Source organism: Nocardia sp. NPDC058640 (genome assembly GCF_042716995.1).
Lineage (GTDB): Bacteria > Actinomycetota > Actinomycetes > Mycobacteriales > Mycobacteriaceae > Nocardia.
Map to the genome: position 1 here is coordinate 50,769 of NZ_JBHXRG010000018.1, position 16,597 is coordinate 67,365.

At 65.8% G+C, this 16,597-nt stretch carries 12 protein-coding genes and 1 pseudogene; 7 read left to right on the forward strand and 6 right to left on the reverse strand.

The features are described 5' to 3' along the window. Positions 1 to 59: 59 nt before the first annotated feature. Positions 60 to 1,265, reverse strand: coding sequence for a DUF885 domain-containing protein (locus ACFWU5_RS19415; RefSeq protein ID WP_379239947.1), 1,206 nt, complete (start codon positions 1,263 to 1,265; stop codon positions 60 to 62). A gap of 199 nt (positions 1,266 to 1,464) precedes the next feature. On the opposite strand from ACFWU5_RS19415, the gene coaA reads away from it, so the two are divergent. Further along, positions 1,465 to 2,397, forward strand: a complete 933-nt coding sequence (gene coaA / locus ACFWU5_RS19420; protein WP_379239946.1) for a type I pantothenate kinase — start codon at positions 1,465 to 1,467, stop codon at positions 2,395 to 2,397. Here the strand turns inward: coaA and ACFWU5_RS19425 are convergent, their stop codons facing one another. The 3 genes from ACFWU5_RS19425 to ACFWU5_RS19435 all read right to left on the reverse strand — a co-directional run bounded on the left by ACFWU5_RS19425 (position 2,398) and on the right by ACFWU5_RS19435 (position 4,960). After that, complete coding sequence (locus ACFWU5_RS19425; protein WP_379239945.1) at positions 2,398 to 3,501, reverse strand: hypothetical protein; 1,104 nt, start codon at positions 3,499 to 3,501, stop codon at positions 2,398 to 2,400. A gap of 74 nt (positions 3,502 to 3,575) precedes the next feature. Next, positions 3,576 to 4,142, reverse strand: coding sequence for a hypothetical protein (locus ACFWU5_RS19430; RefSeq protein ID WP_379239944.1), 567 nt, complete (start codon positions 4,140 to 4,142; stop codon positions 3,576 to 3,578). 29 nt (positions 4,143 to 4,171) lie between these two features. After that, on the reverse strand, positions 4,172 to 4,960 hold the full coding sequence (locus tag ACFWU5_RS19435; RefSeq protein WP_379239943.1) for an isoprenyl transferase: 789 nt from the start codon (positions 4,958 to 4,960) through the stop codon (positions 4,172 to 4,174). A gap of 125 nt (positions 4,961 to 5,085) precedes the next feature. Between ACFWU5_RS19435 and ACFWU5_RS19440 the strand changes: the two genes are divergently transcribed. Together ACFWU5_RS19440 and ACFWU5_RS19445 are read left to right on the forward strand one after the other, a co-directional pair. Continuing rightward, positions 5,086 to 5,721 (forward strand): hemolysin III family protein, encoded by a 636-nt coding sequence (locus ACFWU5_RS19440; protein ID WP_379239941.1) that lies wholly within the window; start codon positions 5,086 to 5,088, stop codon positions 5,719 to 5,721. 115 nt (positions 5,722 to 5,836) lie between these two features. After that, positions 5,837 to 7,318, forward strand: coding sequence for an adenylate/guanylate cyclase domain-containing protein (locus ACFWU5_RS19445; protein ID WP_379239940.1), 1,482 nt, complete (start codon positions 5,837 to 5,839; stop codon positions 7,316 to 7,318). A gap of 19 nt (positions 7,319 to 7,337) precedes the next feature. Here the strand turns inward: ACFWU5_RS19445 and ACFWU5_RS19450 are convergent. Both ACFWU5_RS19450 and ACFWU5_RS19455 read right to left on the reverse strand, forming a co-directional pair. Continuing rightward, positions 7,338 to 9,414 (reverse strand): annotated as a pseudogene (locus ACFWU5_RS19450) (thioredoxin domain-containing protein). 58 nt (positions 9,415 to 9,472) lie between these two features. Next, positions 9,473 to 11,134, reverse strand: coding sequence for a recombinase family protein (locus ACFWU5_RS19455; protein ID WP_379239939.1), 1,662 nt, complete (start codon positions 11,132 to 11,134; stop codon positions 9,473 to 9,475). Between the two features lie 330 nt (positions 11,135 to 11,464). Between ACFWU5_RS19455 and ACFWU5_RS19460 the strand changes: the two genes are divergently transcribed. The 4 genes from ACFWU5_RS19460 to ACFWU5_RS19475 are packed head-to-tail and all read left to right on the forward strand — an operon-like array spanning position 11,465 to position 16,594. Then, entirely contained in the window at positions 11,465 to 12,562 is a 1,098-nt protein-coding gene (locus ACFWU5_RS19460; protein WP_379239938.1) for a BMP family protein, read from the forward strand. Then, on the forward strand, positions 12,562 to 14,079 hold the full coding sequence (locus ACFWU5_RS19465; protein ID WP_379239937.1) for an ABC transporter ATP-binding protein: 1,518 nt from the start codon (positions 12,562 to 12,564) through the stop codon (positions 14,077 to 14,079). The genes ACFWU5_RS19460 and ACFWU5_RS19465 overlap by 1 nt, the downstream gene beginning before the upstream one ends. Continuing rightward, on the forward strand, positions 14,076 to 15,326 hold the full coding sequence (locus tag ACFWU5_RS19470) for an ABC transporter permease (RefSeq protein ID WP_379239936.1): 1,251 nt from the start codon (positions 14,076 to 14,078) through the stop codon (positions 15,324 to 15,326). Before ACFWU5_RS19465 ends, ACFWU5_RS19470 begins: the two co-directional genes overlap by 4 nt. Then, complete coding sequence (locus ACFWU5_RS19475; RefSeq protein ID WP_379239935.1) at positions 15,323 to 16,594, forward strand: ABC transporter permease; 1,272 nt, start codon at positions 15,323 to 15,325, stop codon at positions 16,592 to 16,594. Before ACFWU5_RS19470 ends, ACFWU5_RS19475 begins: the two co-directional genes overlap by 4 nt. The last annotated feature ends 3 nt before the right edge of the window (positions 16,595 to 16,597 follow it).

Sequence of the window (16,597 nt, forward strand, 5' to 3'; positions counted from 1 at the left end):
GCTGCTGCTGCAGCTCAACTACCTGATCTGTTCGCTGTTCAACCCCGGCGGCTGCGTGATCATCCAGTAGTCATCCGCCGGATCGCCCCCGGCGTGAGCGGTTCGTCGAGCAGTCGCCCGAACCGCTCGACGCGATCCTGCGCGTCGACGGCACCGTCGAGCCACCCGCCCAACAGGCGGTATCCCTCGACATAGGTGCTGATGTAGGCCCGCCACAGCGGCGACGACAGGAACCGCAACATCTGCCGCGCCCGCTCCGGCGTCGCCAGCACCCATCGCTGCAGGTACAGAGCAGCTTCGTCCTCGCTGCGATGCTGGTCGTGCAGCAGCAACGCGACGTCCTGGCGCACGTTCAGCAACTTCGCCGACGCGGTCGAATACCGTTCGGCGCGTTCACCATCGAAGCGAAGCCCCAGGTCGGCGTAGATTTCCTGCGCCCACAGACCCCAGCCCGGTCCCACGATCGACTGCAGGGCCAGGTCGGCCAGACCTTCGGCCATCAGGCACTGCGGGGTGTTGACCAGGAACAGCGTCTGCTCGTCCTCGCCCGCCGCGACCAGTCCGGCTTCCTTGCGGCAGTGCTCGGTGTGATGGCCCGGGTAGGACTCGTGCGCGATCAGCGCGGGCAAGTTGCCCATGTGCTGTTTCAAATCGGAATTGATCGCGACCGTCGACGTGAAATTGCCGAGGTAATAGTTGAAACCGGACCACGGCTTGTCGCCCACGACCTCGTAGTTGACGTGCTCATGGTCGGGCAGCGGGTACCGGTCGCGCACGCGTTCGCGCAGCGCGCTGGAGAACGCTTCCACGCAGATCGCCAGCTTTTCCGGCGGGATCTCGTCGCCGCGACGGTAGGCCGCGGCACGTTCGGCCAGCGGCCCCTCGCCGCCGAGCACCTCGTCCATCTGCCGGTGCGCTTCGAGGTAGTCGTCGGGGTCGCCGGGCGCGATATCGACGTCGAAATAGGCGCGGACCTCGTCGACGAAGCCGATCTGCTCGCCGGCGAACTTGCGCGCGGAGCACTCCATCGCCACCAGGTGCGCGTCGAGGAATTCGGTGCGCTGCGCCGACAGCCCCGCATCGGGCAGGGCCGCGCGCAGGTCGACAGCGCGTCGGGCCAGCTCGGCGGGCTGCGGCACGGGCGCGTTCTCGACATCGCGGCGCAGCTGCGGGTCGCCGGTGAACGCGTCGACGAAGCCCTCTTCGAGGCGATCGAACGCCAGCCCCAGCCGCAGATACTCGGTGACAAGTGGATGTGAACCCATGTGGGCGACATTACTGGGTCGGTCGAAAAAGCGGGCTTTACCTCGGCATCGCGACTAGTTACCGACCAGTAGCCAAACCCCCTGTTGCGCGCGAACGGCGAGCACGGAGCACAATCTCGCTATGTGGTCAGAGTTATCCCCGATCCCACCAGACGGGCAGCGAAGCTGTACGTATGCGCCCGGACGGAGGATCGGGTAGGTGGCACGGATGAGTGAACCGAGCCCCTACGTGGAGTTCGATCGAAGCCAGTGGCGCACCCTGCGCAAGTCGACTCCCCTGGTGCTGACCGAGGACGAACTGACCGGACTGCGCGGTCTGGGTGAGCAGATCGACCTCGAGGAAGTCGCCGAGGTCTACCTGCCGCTGGCCCGACTGATCCACCTGCAGGTCGCGGCACGGCAGCGGTTGTTCGCCGCCACCGCCACCTTCCTCGGGGAGAAACATCCCGACAAGCAGGTGCCGTTCGTGATCGGTGTCGCGGGCAGTGTCGCGGTCGGCAAGTCGACCACCGCGCGTGTGCTGCAGGCGCTGCTGGCGCGCTGGGATCACCACCCGCGCGTGGATCTGGTGACCACCGACGGATTCCTTTATCCCACAGCCGAACTCACCCGTCGCGGGATCATGCACCGCAAGGGTTTCCCCGAGAGTTACGACCGGCGCAAGCTACTGCGGTTCGTCACCGAGGTGAAGTCGGGCGCGGAAGAGGTGTGTGCGCCGGTGTATTCGCACAAGTCCTACGACATCGTGCCCAACGAGAAGCACTGCGTGCATCAGCCCGACATTCTCATCGTCGAGGGCTTGAACGTGCTGCAGACCGGTCCGCGACTGATGGTGTCGGACCTGTTCGACTTCTCCATCTACGTCGACGCCCGCATCGAGGACATCGAAAACTGGTACGTGCAGCGCTTTCTCGCGCTCCGCAAGACCGGCTTCGCCGACCCCGACGCGCACTTCCACCACTACGCCGCGTTCAGCGACGAGCAGGCCACCGCGGCCGCGCGCGACATCTGGAACTCCACCAACCGACCCAACCTGGTGGAGAACATCCTGCCCACGCGTCCGCGCGCAACCCTGGTGTTGCGCAAGGACTCCGACCACACCATCAACCGGTTGCGACTGCGCAAACTCTGATCAGTTGGTGCCCACCGGGGCACCCAGCGACACGACCTGCTTCGCGAGTTCCTCACGGGCCGTGCCCTTTTGGATCACGAGCACGCCGCTGGGGGTGCCGCGCGCGTCGGTGGGGTCACCGGCAACCACCTCGACCGCGGACTCCTGCGCGCGCGGCAGCAGGTCGACCACCGGGTACTCCGCGACCGGCGCCCACCCCTGCGCCGCGGACTGCAAACGGTCGACCATGCTGGGCGCGCCGACGGCGTCGATCCATTTGCGAGTGGCGATGGTGATCGAACCGTCGGCGCTCCAGCGCGGGCTGTAGGCGGCCGAGCATTCGCCGGGCAGGGTCGGCAGCGAGCGGACACCGTTGGTGGTGGCGTCGATGGTGGCCACATTGCCGCTGCCGCAGGTCGCACTGCGCGCGGTGGCACCGGCCAGCACGAAGGTGTGACCGTCGGGTCCGGCGGCGGCCGACAGTCCCGCGTCGATCCCGGGCACGCGGCCCAGCGGCAGGATGGTGTCGGCGCCGATGGCGTACAGGTGGCTCTTCTCCCACCACAGTCCGCGCGATTCGACCCGGGCCAGCAGCACGTATTCATCGGTGGCGGCAACGAGTTTGGCGCCGTCCCACGCGCCGCCGGTGAGCGGACTCGGCGAATCCGGCAGTTCGATCTCGCGTTCGGCCGCGGGAGGTTCGGTGCCCGCCAGGTCCATGCTCACGATCTGGCCCGGTTCGCGCCACCAACCGACCACCGAACCGCGCAAAGCCACGGCGTCGGTGCACTCGCAGTCGATGCGGGTGACGGAGCCGTCGCGCACGCCCAGCGCGACCAAGGCCTTGGTGTTGGGCTCCACCGCGAACGCGTACTGACCGTCGCTGGTGAACGACACCGTGCCCGAGGAGTAGCCGAAACTGCCTGTCGCGCGGATGGTTTCGCTGCCGCGCACCACCGCCAATTCGGAACCGGTGCGGTAGGCGAACACCGAACCCTTCGCGGCTTGTTCCTGCTCGGGGGTCAGCCGAGGCAGCGCGGGCTTGTCGACCTCACCGCAGCCGGCCAACACCGCCGCCACGCCGAGCACCGCGCACCACACGCTCGCCTTCGAAACAATCCCCACAGCTCACCCCTGTCATCCGGCCTGGTCTCGGGTGGCAGCCTAGCCCGTGGCGGCACCGTATCGGGGGTTACGCGCTACAAGGTCCAGGCCGCGTCGAGCCTGGTCGCCACGTCGATATTGCGCACCGCCGCGATCTCGGGTTTGCGGATCTCCTGCGCGATATACCGGGCGACGAACCGCCGGATCTCGTGATCGACACTGGCCAGCACGCGCAACAACTCGCCGCGCTTGGAATTGCTGGCGACATTGACCCGCACGTCGCCGGGGCGCGGTTCGGCGATGTCGATGACCACCCGCAACGGGTCGGCGGTGCGCGCGGTCAGATGCAGGTGCACGGTGCCGTCGACCCGGAAACGCGACCGGTCCACCGCCAGATCCAGCACCAGATCCACATGCAACGGGATGGTCAGTTCGAAGGAGATGAACGCGTCGACGAAACGCAGGATCCGCGGTTGGCCCAGCTCCACCTGCGCGGTGACCTTCGCCAGTCGTCCCGGACCGACACCCACGGGCCCGAAATCGAAAGCGGCACCGGTGAGTTGGCCGAAGGCGTCGGCGATGCGCTGCTCGGACACGGCGTATTCCAGGAAACGCCTGCCGAACTCCTCATAGCTGATGTAAGAAGGCTGTTCGGGCTGCACTGATCGCAGAGTACGCGACCCCTACGACATCACACGCCGAAACGGCGGTGACGTGCGGCGTAATCCCTTAGGGCACGCAGGAAGTCGACGCGGCGGAACTCCGGCCAGTACGCCTCGGTGAACCAGATCTCCGAATAGGCGCTCTGCCACAACAGGAACCCCGAAAGCCGTTGCTCCCCAGAGGTTCTGATCACCAGATCCGGGTCCGGCTGGCCGGAGGTGTACAGGTGCTGACCGATCGCGTCGACCGTAATCGACTGCACCAGATCCTCATCGGATTCCCCCGACGCGATTTCCTGCCGCACCAGCGAACGCACCGCATCGGTGATCTCCTGCCGACCGCCGTACCCGACCGCGACATTGACGTGCACGCCGTCACGCCCACTCGTGCGCTCGGCGGCCACCCGCAGACGCTCGGCGATCAACTCGGGGAACCCCTCGAGCGACCCGACGATCCGCACACTCCAGTTCTGCTCCGGGGCGGACAACTCCTCGACCACGTCGGTGATGACTTCGAACAGGGTCTCGAGCTCTTCGGGATCGCGGCGCAGATTCTCGGTGGACAGCAGGTACACGGTCACCATCTCGATGCCCTGATCCGAACACCAACCCACCAGCTCGGCGATCTTCAACGCACCGACGCGATGGCCGTGACTGACATCGGTGAACCCGTTCTCGCGCGCCCAGCGACGATTGCCGTCGCACATGACCGCGACATGACGAGGGTGCTGCTTGTCTACCAGCTGCTGCGACAGCCTGGCTTCGTAGATGCGGTACGGCAATCCACGCACCCGACCAAGAAACTCCACAGCCCGCACACTACGCCTGGGCCGCCGCTGCCCCGTCTCCCCGGCTTGCCGTAACCTGAAGTCGATAACCTACGGTACCGTAGGTTTCTGTCTTGGGAGGTTTCGTGGAGGCGGTTCTGACTGAGGTCGGTGGGGTGGGGAAGCCGCGGTTTCGGGGGTGGATTCACACCTGGGCGGTGGGGGTTGCCGCTGTTGCGGTGACTGTGCTCGTGGTGTTCGGGTTTCTCACCTCGCTGACCGCGGGGTTGTCGACGTTGCTGTACGGGATTTCGGTGTGTGCGCTGTTCGGGGTGAGCGCGGTGTATCACCGGGTGACCTGGTCCAGTGTGCGGACTCGGATTCGGATGAAGCGGGCCGATCATTCGATGATCTTCCTGTTCATCGCGGGCAGTTACACGCCGTTCGCGCTGCTGGGGTTGCCGGGCAAGACCGGGCAGACGCTGCTGATCGTGGTGTGGGCGGGCGCCATTGCGGGGGTGGCGTTGAAGTTGTTGTGGCCGACCGCGCCCGCGTGGGTGGGGGTGCCGCTGTACCTGCTGCTGGGCTGGGCGATCGTGCCGGTGGTCGGGGAACTGCTGCACAACGTGGGCGTCGCGCCGCTGGTGCTGCTCGCCGTCGGCGGGGTGATCTACAGCGTGGGCGCGGTGCTGTACGCGACCAAATGGCCCAACCCGTGGCCCGACTTCGGCCATCACGAGTTCTTCCACGCCATGACCGTGGTCGCCGCGCTGTGTCACTACATCGCGATCTGGCTGGTCGTGCTCGGCTGACCGGCGCGTGCGCGCGGTGCGCACCGGCACGCCTTCTATGCTCGGTAGTTGTGTCACCCGTCAGCGCAGCTCGTGATACCAGGGCACCCTCGGGCGCCGGGTTCGAGCGTGCGCGGTGAACCGGCTGGTCCGGTGGGCGCTGCGGTCGTACTGGGGGCTGGCGCTGGTGGTGATCTCCGCCAACATGGTCGGGGTCACCGCGATCTTCCTGGTCTGCTGGGCGGGCGGGGTGTTCAGCCGGGTCGGCGACGACTGGAGTGACGCGGCGGCGCTGATCCTGATCTATCCGGTGGTCGCCTTCGCGGTCGGCATCGGGATCGCGCTGTACGACCGGCGCCGCTATATGCGCTGGCTCGACGACAACCGCAAACCCACCCCGACCGAAGCGCGGGTGCTGGTCCGCCTGCCCGCCGCGGTCACCCTGCGCGCGATGGCGCTGTGGGCACCCGGTGTGGTGTTGACGGTATGGCTGGTCAACCGGTTCACCGAGTACCACAACGTCCCCGTGTTGCTGGCCGGCTTCACCCTCGGCGGGCTGGAGGCGGCCGGCGCGATCTACCTGATCCTGGACCGGCTGATCCGACCCGCCGTGCCGATCATCGCCGCGGTGCTGGGCCCCACCGTGCATCCCAGTTCGACCGTGCTGGTGCGTGTGCTGGTCACCTGGGCGGTGTCGAGCGCGCTGCCGGGACTGATCATCATCGTGGTCCTCAGCGACACCACCACCCCGGCATCGGATCGGGTGCGCGCGGCCTGGCTGTTCTCATGGGTCGCCCTGGGCGTCGGCGCGCTGGCCACCGCTCTGCTCGCACGCTCGGTGGCCACTCCGATGCGCACGATGTACCGGGCGCTGGACCGGATCACCCGCGGCGAACTCGATGTGCGGGTGCCGGTGGGCAGCGCGAGTGAGATCGGGCGGCTGGAACATTCGGTCAACGAACTGGCCGCCACCCTGCGCGACCAACTGCACACCGAGGACGTGTTCGGTCGACACGTGGGGTCGACGGTGGCCGAACGGGCACTGTCGGGCACCACCGATCTGACCGGTGACCTGCGGATCGTGTCGGCGCTGTTCGTCGACGTCACCGGGTCGGTGCAGTTGTCGGCGGAAATGGAACCGGAAGAGTTCGTGCACAAGCTCAACCGGCTGCTCGCCACGGTCGTGGCGGCCACCGAGGACAACGGCGGACTGGTGAACAAGTTCGCGGGCGACGCGGCGCTGTGCATCTTCGGTGCGCCGTCCGCGCTGGAAGACAACGCGACCCCCGCCCTGCGCGCCGCGCGTCGGATCCGCGACGAGGTGGTCGCCACCGGTGAACTCGACGTCGGCATCGGGGTCGCGCGTGGGCAGGTGTTCGCCGGTGATGTGGGTGCGGATACTCGTCTGGAATTCACGGTGATCGGTGATGCGGTCAACGAGGCGGCCCGCCTGACCGCCGTGGCGAAGGATGCGCCGCGGCGGGTGTTGGTCAGCGATTCGGTGTGGCAGGCGGCTACTCCCGCTGAGCGGTCGAAGTGGAAGCGCTACAAGGATTTACGATTGCGCGGTATTCCTGGCCGGACCAGGACATGGACGGATATCCCCCCGAGTAGGTGAGATCGGGGACAACGCGGCGCTAGCTTCGTAGTGCTGCGGTGAGGGCGGTCGGACTGGTGACCGGCAGGTCGCAGACCGAACCTCGGCAGACGTAGGCCGCGGGCCGTCCGTCGATGAGTGGGCGGTCGGTCAGCAGTGGTGCGGCGTTCGGTGGCGCGGCCAGAATGATCGAACCGCCGGGGGCCGACGCACGTGCCGCGGCGAGCAGTTCCATTGTGGCCGAGGACTGTTCGGTCGCGGCGATCGCTACTTGGTAAGGGCCGCGAACTGATGCCTCGGCGACCGCTAGCCAGTGACCGGCTGTGCGCGGGGCGCGCGCGAGCAGGATCGCACCGCGGGCCAGGGTTTGGTCGGCGAGTTCTCGGTAACGGACGGCGCGTTCGGTGTCGGCCACGGCCGAGGCGGTGAGCAGGGCTTCGGCCAGGGTGGAGGCGCCGGACGGGGTGGCGCCGTCGACGGGGTCGCGGGGGCGGGCGACCAGCGTTTCGGCATCGTCGGCGGTGTCGAACCAGTTGCCGGGGTGGTCGGGGTCGGCGAAGTGTTCGATGGTGTTGTCCAGCAACAGTTGTGCGGCGGCGAGCCAGTCGGGTTCGCCGGTGGCCTGGTAGAGCGCGAGTAGGCCGGTGGCGAACCAGGCGTAGTCCTCGAGCACGCCGGGCGGGGTGCCCGCGACACCGTCGAGGGAGGCGCGGCGCAGTCTTCCGTCGACGAGGTGAACGTCGAGCAGGTAGCGCGCGCAGCGCACGGCGGCGGCAACCCACGAGGGTTCTTCCAGTGCCGCACCGGATTCCGCGAGCGCGGTGATCGCCATGCCGTTCCAGGCGGTGACCACCTTGTCGTCACGGGCGGGCTGTGGGCGCTGCGTGCGAATCGCGTACAGCTGGGCGCGCAACCGATCGAAACGCGAGGACTGTTCGACGTCGACAGGATCGCTGTGCCGGGTCATCACCGATGTACCCTGCTCGAAGTTCCCCGCCGTGGTGACACCGAAAGCGTCTGCGGCCCACATACCTTCGAGCGGACCGAGCTCGCCGATCAACTCGGCGGGCGTCCACACATAGGTGGCACCCTCGACGCCGGGGCCGCCCGGTTCGAGGTGGGTGTCGGCATCCAGCGCCGACGCGAACCCACCTTCGGCCGTCCCGAGATCACCGAGCAAGAACTCGACAGTCTCGCGAGTCACCCTGTGCGGCAACGACTCCAATGGTGTAGCTGGCGCACATCGCGCGAGGTGGGCATACGCGCGCAACAGCAGCGCATTGTCATAGAGCATCTTCTCGAAGTGCGGCACGAGCCACCCGGCATCCACCGAGTACCGCGAGAACCCACCCCGCAACTGGTCATAGATCCCGCCGCGCGCCATCGCCTCGGCGGTGCGCTCGACCAGATCGAACACCGCCTGATCCCCGGTCCGCTCCCAATTGCGAAGCAGCCCTTCCAACATCGCCGACGGCGGAAACTTCGGCGCCCCACCGAAACCTCCGTGCACCGGGTCCTCATCGGCGGCGATAGCCAGCACTGCTTTGTCGAGAAGCTCAGGGCCAACGACGAATTCGGATTCAGGGAGCCCAGAAGACTGCGCTTGCAACGCATCCGTCACCTGCCGAGCAGCCTTGTCCACATCCGCACGCCGCTCACGCCACGTCTCGGCCACCGCACTGAGCAACTGCGTGAACGACGGCATCCCCCCACGCGGCTGCTTCGGGTAGTAGGTCCCGCAGTAGAACGGCGCACCGTCGGGGGTGAGAAAACACGTCATCGGCCACCCACCCTGCCCGGTCATGGCCACGGTGGCGTTCATATACACCGCATCCAGATCGGGCCGCTCCTCCCGATCCACCTTCACACACACGAAGTTCGCGTTCATCTGCTCGGCAGTGGCGGGGTCCTCGAAGGACTCGTGCGCCATTACGTGACACCATGATGGGTTAGTAGCTCAGCTACCAGTGGCAAGACGCATACCCTACTGAAAGTAAAATGGGCACGTCTCGCCTGGTCGCTTCGCTACTCGCCTCCTCTCCCCACTCCTGCCAGTGCACGGGGTTAGCCGCGTGCTGGCGCAGGTAGGGCGATGTGGCCTCGCCTAACCGATTCATTCGTTCACCGTACCCCGGGTTCGATCCACGGCATGGCCACCGTGGATGCGGGTCGCTTCTACGCGGCGAGCTCTGCCTGCCCCGCGTCTCGCGGGATCATGCGAACACTGCTGGGCGGACGCTTCTGCGTCCCCCTGCCCACCGGGTAGATCACGACGGCGGACAGTTCCGCGAAGATGATCGATCGCTTCCGGTCCACGTCGTCTCCGCCGTCACTATCCGGTGCCGACCATCGGGCCAGAACCTCTGGCGAAGAAGCACGTGAACGCTCGTGCTCCTGCTTCAGCTTTCGCAAGGTGTCAACATTTTGGTCGAGCAGCATCGACAGTCGGAAGAACCGCTCGTCGGACTCCTCTCCGCTGCTCCACCGCGCTTCGAAGGCGTCGCGGCGATGAACGGCGTCAGCAAGCGCAGTCTCACCAGGCCATGGATCCCGCTGGGCAGCCGGACGCGATTCGAGCATATCGAGGACTGCCTCGCAGACGGCTTTGTCGATCACCTCCCCGGCGATACTGACGCCGCCGCATCCCCCATCTCCTGTAGCCCTGCACGAATAACGATACTTCGATCTACTACGGGGGTCCTTCTCCGTCGAACGTCCAACCATTACCCCGTTGCACACTCGGCCGTTTACACTCTTACCGCAACGAAGAAGCCCCGAACAAAGGTACTTTCGGGCACCTGCATCTTTGGCGATCGACAACGGGTCGGTACGCGCCTTACGGCGCCGCCGAGGGTACCGCGCCGCAACTATTTCCCAATCACCAGCGGAAATGATTGCTTCCCACTCCCCGATCACTGGTTGCCCGCTGTCGTCACGAAGTATGTCACCTTTCTCGCCCAGAATCCGCAGTCCGGCGTTGCGTGGACTCGAGATGATCTGCTTGACAGTCTGGCAACGCCACGGGCCACCCTTCTCGGTCTTCAGACCGGAAGCCTGGAATAGCCGAACGATATTCGCCAGGGAGTTCCCCGCAACGCAGGCTTCCACAGCCTGACGGATCATATCCGCCTCCTCCGGGACTACTTCGATCTTCCCTGGCTGCCCCTCTACCGCGCGGTACCCGAACACCCGACCGCCGGTGTGAGCGATACCCCGGCGAGCTTGCCCTTCATGCCAGCGCCGAACTCGCGCTCGGCGTTTCTGGTTCTCGCCTATCGAAATTTCCACGCTGCGCAATCCGGCATCGTCAGCATCATCTGCGTACAGGTCTCGTTTTCCGATATCATCAGCGAAGACGCGATCGGGAAACGAACGAAACGCCGAAATAAATCGGTGCCACTGTTCCGGGGTCTTGCAAATTCGATCGTCGTCAACCGCGATAACGCCATGGACTGGGTAGCCCTCGCAAGTATGCCCTCGATGTAGGTCCATCAGCATGGATTCAAAGTCTGGCCGGTAGTCGCCTTTACTTGCCGAGTATCCATTGTCGGTATATCGCTTGACAACTACCAAGTCTTCCCGGCGGGCAATTCGACAAGCCGTTGCATGTTGGTTGGCGACACCCTTGAAGCACTTCTCGACGTCGCCGCGCTTTCCTGAGATATCGCTGATCCGAGCGTAGACAAGGACACACAACGCCTCGTCTTCGATAAGCTCTGCGGGACTCGGGATTCCGAAGGGTATGCCGCGCTGGGCTACGTCGATTCGGGGGATTGATCCCGAGACCGGAACGTGCGAATCATCAAGCGCCACATCAACCCCCTGAGTGTTGGACACAACAGTACCTATCGTACTTTCCGTATGGCGGTCCACACCAGTGGGAATCGGTCGATGGAACCGGGATTGCCGTCGCCCGCCGTCACCCCCCGATCTACGCGAGACCTGACGCGCAGGCGGCACATCCGCGCCCGCGCGGAGCGAGTCCAGGCCCGGATCGGTGCGGCCGCTCCAGAACCCACCCCGCGCTCCACGGTCACAGACTGCTACTCGATCAGGAACGAGCGCGATGATTCTGTTCATATTGTGCTGGTAATTCTCCTGCGCCAGTTGTGTAAATCAATGTTTCATTTCCAAGCATCCACGTCCGAAATCGGGTAAATGTGACGAATGAGAACTGCCACTGCCCTGCGGGCCACCGTCGCCGCTGGTGCCGCTATCACGCTCGCACTGCTTCCCGCCTGCGGATCACCGCCCGCCGGTAAGGACTCCGCCGCCTCCGGCAACACCTACGGATCTGCCGATGCGAAGTTCCGCGCCTGCATGGTGACCGACGCGGGCGGCGTCGACGACAAGTCGTTCAACGAATCAGGTTGGGGCGGGGTGAAGGCCGCGGTCGACGCCAACGCGGCGGTGTCGGGTAGCTACCGGCAGTCCAACAGCAGTGCCGACTACGAGCCCAACCTGCGCGCGTCCGCCGATGACGAGAAGTGTGGGTTGGTGATCGGGGTCGGCGGGCTGATGGCCGACGCGGTGACCGCGGTGGCCAAGGAGAACCCGGACAAGCGGTTCGCGATCGTGGACTCCCATGTCGACCTGCCGAATGTGTACTCGATGGAGTTCAACGCGGCCCAGTCTTCTTATCTGGCAGGCTATTTGGCCGCTGGCACCACCAAGACCGGCAAGGTCGCCACGTGGGGCGGCATGCAGATCCCCGCCGTCACCATCTTCATGGACGGTTTCGCCGCGGGCGTGGCCCAGTACAACAAGGTGCACAACACCACCACCGCCGTGCTCGGCTGGGACACCGTGGCCCAAAAGGGTTCGTTCACCGGCAATTTCGATGACACCAGCGCGGGCCGCTCGCTGACCGAGAACTTCCTCGCGCAGGGTGCCGACGTGGTGCACCCGGTCGCGGGTCCGGTGGGTCTTGGTGGCGCGTCGGCCATCAAGGACAAGGGCAACGCGACCATGATCTGGGTGGATTCCGATGGGTTCCAGGCGGTTCCGGAGTACAAGCAGATCATGCTGTCGTCGTCGATGAAGGACATCTCCTCGGCGATCCGGGTCGCCATCGACAACGCGGTCGCCGACGGCGCCAAGGACGGCCGTTACGTGGGCACGCTGAACAACAAGGGCGTGGCGCTGGCCCCGTTCCACGATTTCGACAGCAAGGTCCCCGACGCGTTGAAGCAGGAACTGACCAAGCTGGCCGCTGACATCGTCGCGGGCACCGTGGTGGTCGCCTCGCCTGCCGCGCCGAAGTAGTGCATCTCGAATTACGGGGCCTGACAAAGAAGTTCGGTGACTTCGTCGCGGATGACGCCATCGATCTGGAAGTGACACCAGGCCAGATCCATGCCGTGCTCGGTGAGAACGGCGCGGGCAAGTCCACGCTGATGAACATGCTGTACGGGATTCTGGAGCCCACCGAAGGCCAGATCCTGGTCGATGGCGCGCCGGTGCGGTTTCGATCGCCCGGCGACGCCATCGCGGCGGGCATCGGCATGGTGCATCAGCACTTCAAGCTGGTGGGTCCGTTCAGCGTCGCCGACAATGTCCAGTTGGGCCGCGAGCACGCCAAGGCCGGGATTCTCGACCGTGCCGCGGCCCGACAGGCGGTGCTGGACGTGTCGCGCCGGTTCGGCCTCGCGCTGGATCCGGATGCGATCTGCGAGAACCTGCCTGTCGGCGTGCAGCAGCGGGTGGAGATCGTCAAGGCGCTGTCGGGTCATACCGAACTGCTGATCCTCGACGAGCCCACCGCGGTGCTCACCCCGCCGGAGGTCGCCGAATTGTTGGCGATCATGCGCAAACTCGCAGATTCGGGGATGTCGATCATCTTCATCAGCCACAAGCTGAAGGAGGTGAAGGCGGTGGCCGACACGATCACGGTGATCCGCCGCGGCAAGGTGGTCGCGCAGGCTTCCCCCAGCGACAGCGAGGCGGAGCTGGCCGCGGCCATGGTAGGCCGCGAGGTGACGCTCACGGTCGACAAGTCACCCGCCGAACCGGGCGCGACGGCCCTGGAGATCAAGGACCTCACCGTCCTCGACGACCGGGGCCTGCCGGTCCTGGACGGCCTGAATCTGACCGTGCGCGCCGGGGAGATCGTCGGTTTGGCCGGGGTGGAAGGCAACGGTCAGACCGAACTGGCGCGCGCCATCCTCGGCACGGTCGCACCCGCGGGCGGCACCATCGACATGCTCGGCACCGACATCACCCGCTGGCACCCGTCGCGGCGCATCGAGTCCGGGCTCGGCTACATCCCGGAGGATCGGGCGCGCGACGGTGTGGTCGGCGATTTCACGGTCGCGGAGAACATCGTGCTCAACCAGTACCGAGAGGCTCCGTTGTCGCGACGCGGTGTGGTCGACGACGCGGCGGTGCGCGAGGTGGCGGTAAAAGCCATCGCGCAGTTCGACATTCGCACGCAGGGTCCCACGGAGCACGTGTCGGCGCTGTCGGGTGGCAACCAGCAGAAGGTCGTCATCGCGCGCGAATTCTCGCGTCCCCGCAAGGTTCTGGTGGCCGCGCAACCGACCCGCGGCGTCGATATCGGTGCCATCGAGTTCATCCACGCCCGGCTGGTCGCCGAACGCGACGCGGGCACGGCGGTGCTGCTGATCTCCGCCGAGCTCGACGAGATTCTCGCGCTGTCCGACCGCGTCGCTGTCATCTTCAACGGCCAGATCGTGGGCGAAGTGTCGCCTGATCGCCCGAGATCAGAGGTAGGCCAGCTCATGATCGGCCACCGGCCTGATCCCTCACCGGAGAATGTGTGAACACCACAGTAGAAACCAAACCGACCCGAAAAGGGTTCGGCCCCACATTCATTCGCTATCTGACCGAAGCCAACAGCGTGATGGTGACGGTCTACTCGCTGCTGCTGGCGTTCGCGATCGGCGCGGTGTTGATCATCGTGTCCGATCCCGGCGTGCGCGGGACGTGGAGTTACCTGTTCGCACGGCCCGGCGATGCGCTCAGTGCATCGTGGTGGGCGGTCGCCACGGCGTATCAGGACCTGTTCGAAGGCTCGATTCTGGATGTCGGTCGCCTGCAACTGTTCTTCGCGGGCGATGCGACGCTGGCTCAGGTGCTGCGCCCGATCTCGGAGACGCTGACCTATGCCACGCCGCTGATCTTCACCGGATTGGCTGTGGGACTGGCGTTTCGGGCGGGCCTGTTCAATATCGGTGCGCAAGGACAGTTCGTGTTCGGGATGCTCGGTGCGCTGATCATCGGGTTCGCGTTGGAGCTGCCGTTCGTGCTGCACCTGCCGTTGGCGTTGCTGGCGGGTGCGCTCGCGGGTGGGTTGTTCGGTGCGATACCCGGCTATCTCAAAGCGAGAACCGGTGCGCACGAAGTCATTTCGTCGATCATGCTGAACAACATCGCCGCGTACTTTCTGGTGTGGGCGTTGGGGACCACGTTCATCCATTCGGTCACCTCGCGGGAGCTGGTGTCCAAGCCGGTCGATGAGTCGGCGCGGCTGCCGCAGCTGCTGGGGTGGGCTGGATCGGGACTGCGGGTCAGTGTCGGGTTGTTGATCGGCATCACTTTGGCCGCGGCGACCTGGTGGTTACTGAGCAAGTCCACCTTCGGTTTTCGGATCCGTGCGGTCGGTGCCAACGACCAAGCCGCGAAGACCGCCGGCATGGACATCGGGCGCACGTTCACCACGACCATGGGTGTGGCCGGTGCCCTCGCGGGGCTGGGTGGTGCGGCGATGGCGTTGGGTTTGAGCCCGTACACGCTGAATCCGGGGACGGCGGTCGAATACGGATTCGACGGGATCACCGTGGCGCTGCTCGGGCGCGCGCATCCCGGCGGAATCGTCGCCGCCGCACTACTTTTCGGTGCGTTGAAGTCCGGCACGCTGCACATGCAGCCCGCCATTCCGGTCGAGATGTCGACGTTGCTGCAGGCGGTGATCGTGCTGTTCGTCGCGGCGCCCGCCCTGGTCAAAACGCTGTTGCGGCTGCGAACGCCGCGCGGTGGACTCAATACTTTGGAAGCGAGGGGCTGGTGAGTACGCAGGTCGTGGTGCCCGACAAGGTTCAGCGGCGGTATACCTCGGCGGGTTACGGCTTGATCGGTAGCGGTGTCGTGCTCGGCGGGCTCGGACTGCTGCTGATGGAGGCCGGGCGGACCACCACCTACCGGCTGGATCAAACGGTCGAATCCAGTTGGACCGTAGGGACTTTCCCCGTAGTCGCCGCGCTGAGTGTGGTGGCCGCGCTGGCCGGCATTGCGTTGTTGGCCATGCCGGATCGCCTGCTGCCGCGTCTCGGTGGCATCGCGATCGGTGGCGGGGTCGCCGTGTTGGTGATCGCCGCACTGTCGTGGACCGTCACGCCCGGCGTCGGCTTTCCGATCGAATTCGTCCTGGCGACAACACTTTTCCTGTCGCTGCCGTTCATCTTCGGCGCCCTGTCTGGTGTCGTCGCGGAACGCTCCGGGGTGATCAACCTCGGGATCGAAGGACAGTTCCTCACCGGCGCGTTCACCGCGGCACTGCTGGCGTCGATCTCCGGCAGCGCCTACATCGGGATGCTGGGCGCCACCATCAGCGGTGTCTGCTCGACGTTGCTGCTGGCCTGGCTCGCGACTCGATTCCAGGTCAACCAGGTCGTCACCGGCATCATCCTCAACCTGCTCGCCCTCGGATTGACCGGCTTCCTCTACGAGCGACTCATGCGCGTGGACGGCTCGCTCAACCAACCCGAAGGCGTCCAGAAACTCGGCGACTCGCTGGGCTTCCTGGCCGACATCCCGATCCTGGGACCGGTGCTGTTCGACCAGAACATCTTCGTCTACGTCGCGCTGGCCTGCGTTTTCCTGGTGTCGTTCCTGCTGTTCCGCACCCGATGGGGCCTGCGCACCCGCGCCGTCGGCGAACACCCCGCCGCCGCCGACGCCGCGGGCATCAACGTCAACCGTCTGCGGTTCTGGAACGTCACCGTCGCGGGCGCCCTGTCCGGTTTCGGCGGCGCGTTCTTCACCATCGCCAACAATGTGTCCTTCAGCAAGAACATGACCGCGGGCCTCGGCTTCGTCGCCCTCGCGGTGATGATCGTGGGCCGCTGGCACCCCTTCGGTGTCCTCACCGCCGCCCTGCTGTTCGGCTTCTCCAGCGCCATCCAACGCTTCCTCAACACCATGCCCGGCAACCCGATCCCCACCGAATTCCTCGGCATGCTCCCGTACATCGTCACCCTGGTCGTGGTCGCCGGCTTCATCGGCAAAGCGGTAGCCCCGGCCGCCGACGGCATCCCGTACACACCGGGGGACAAATAGCCG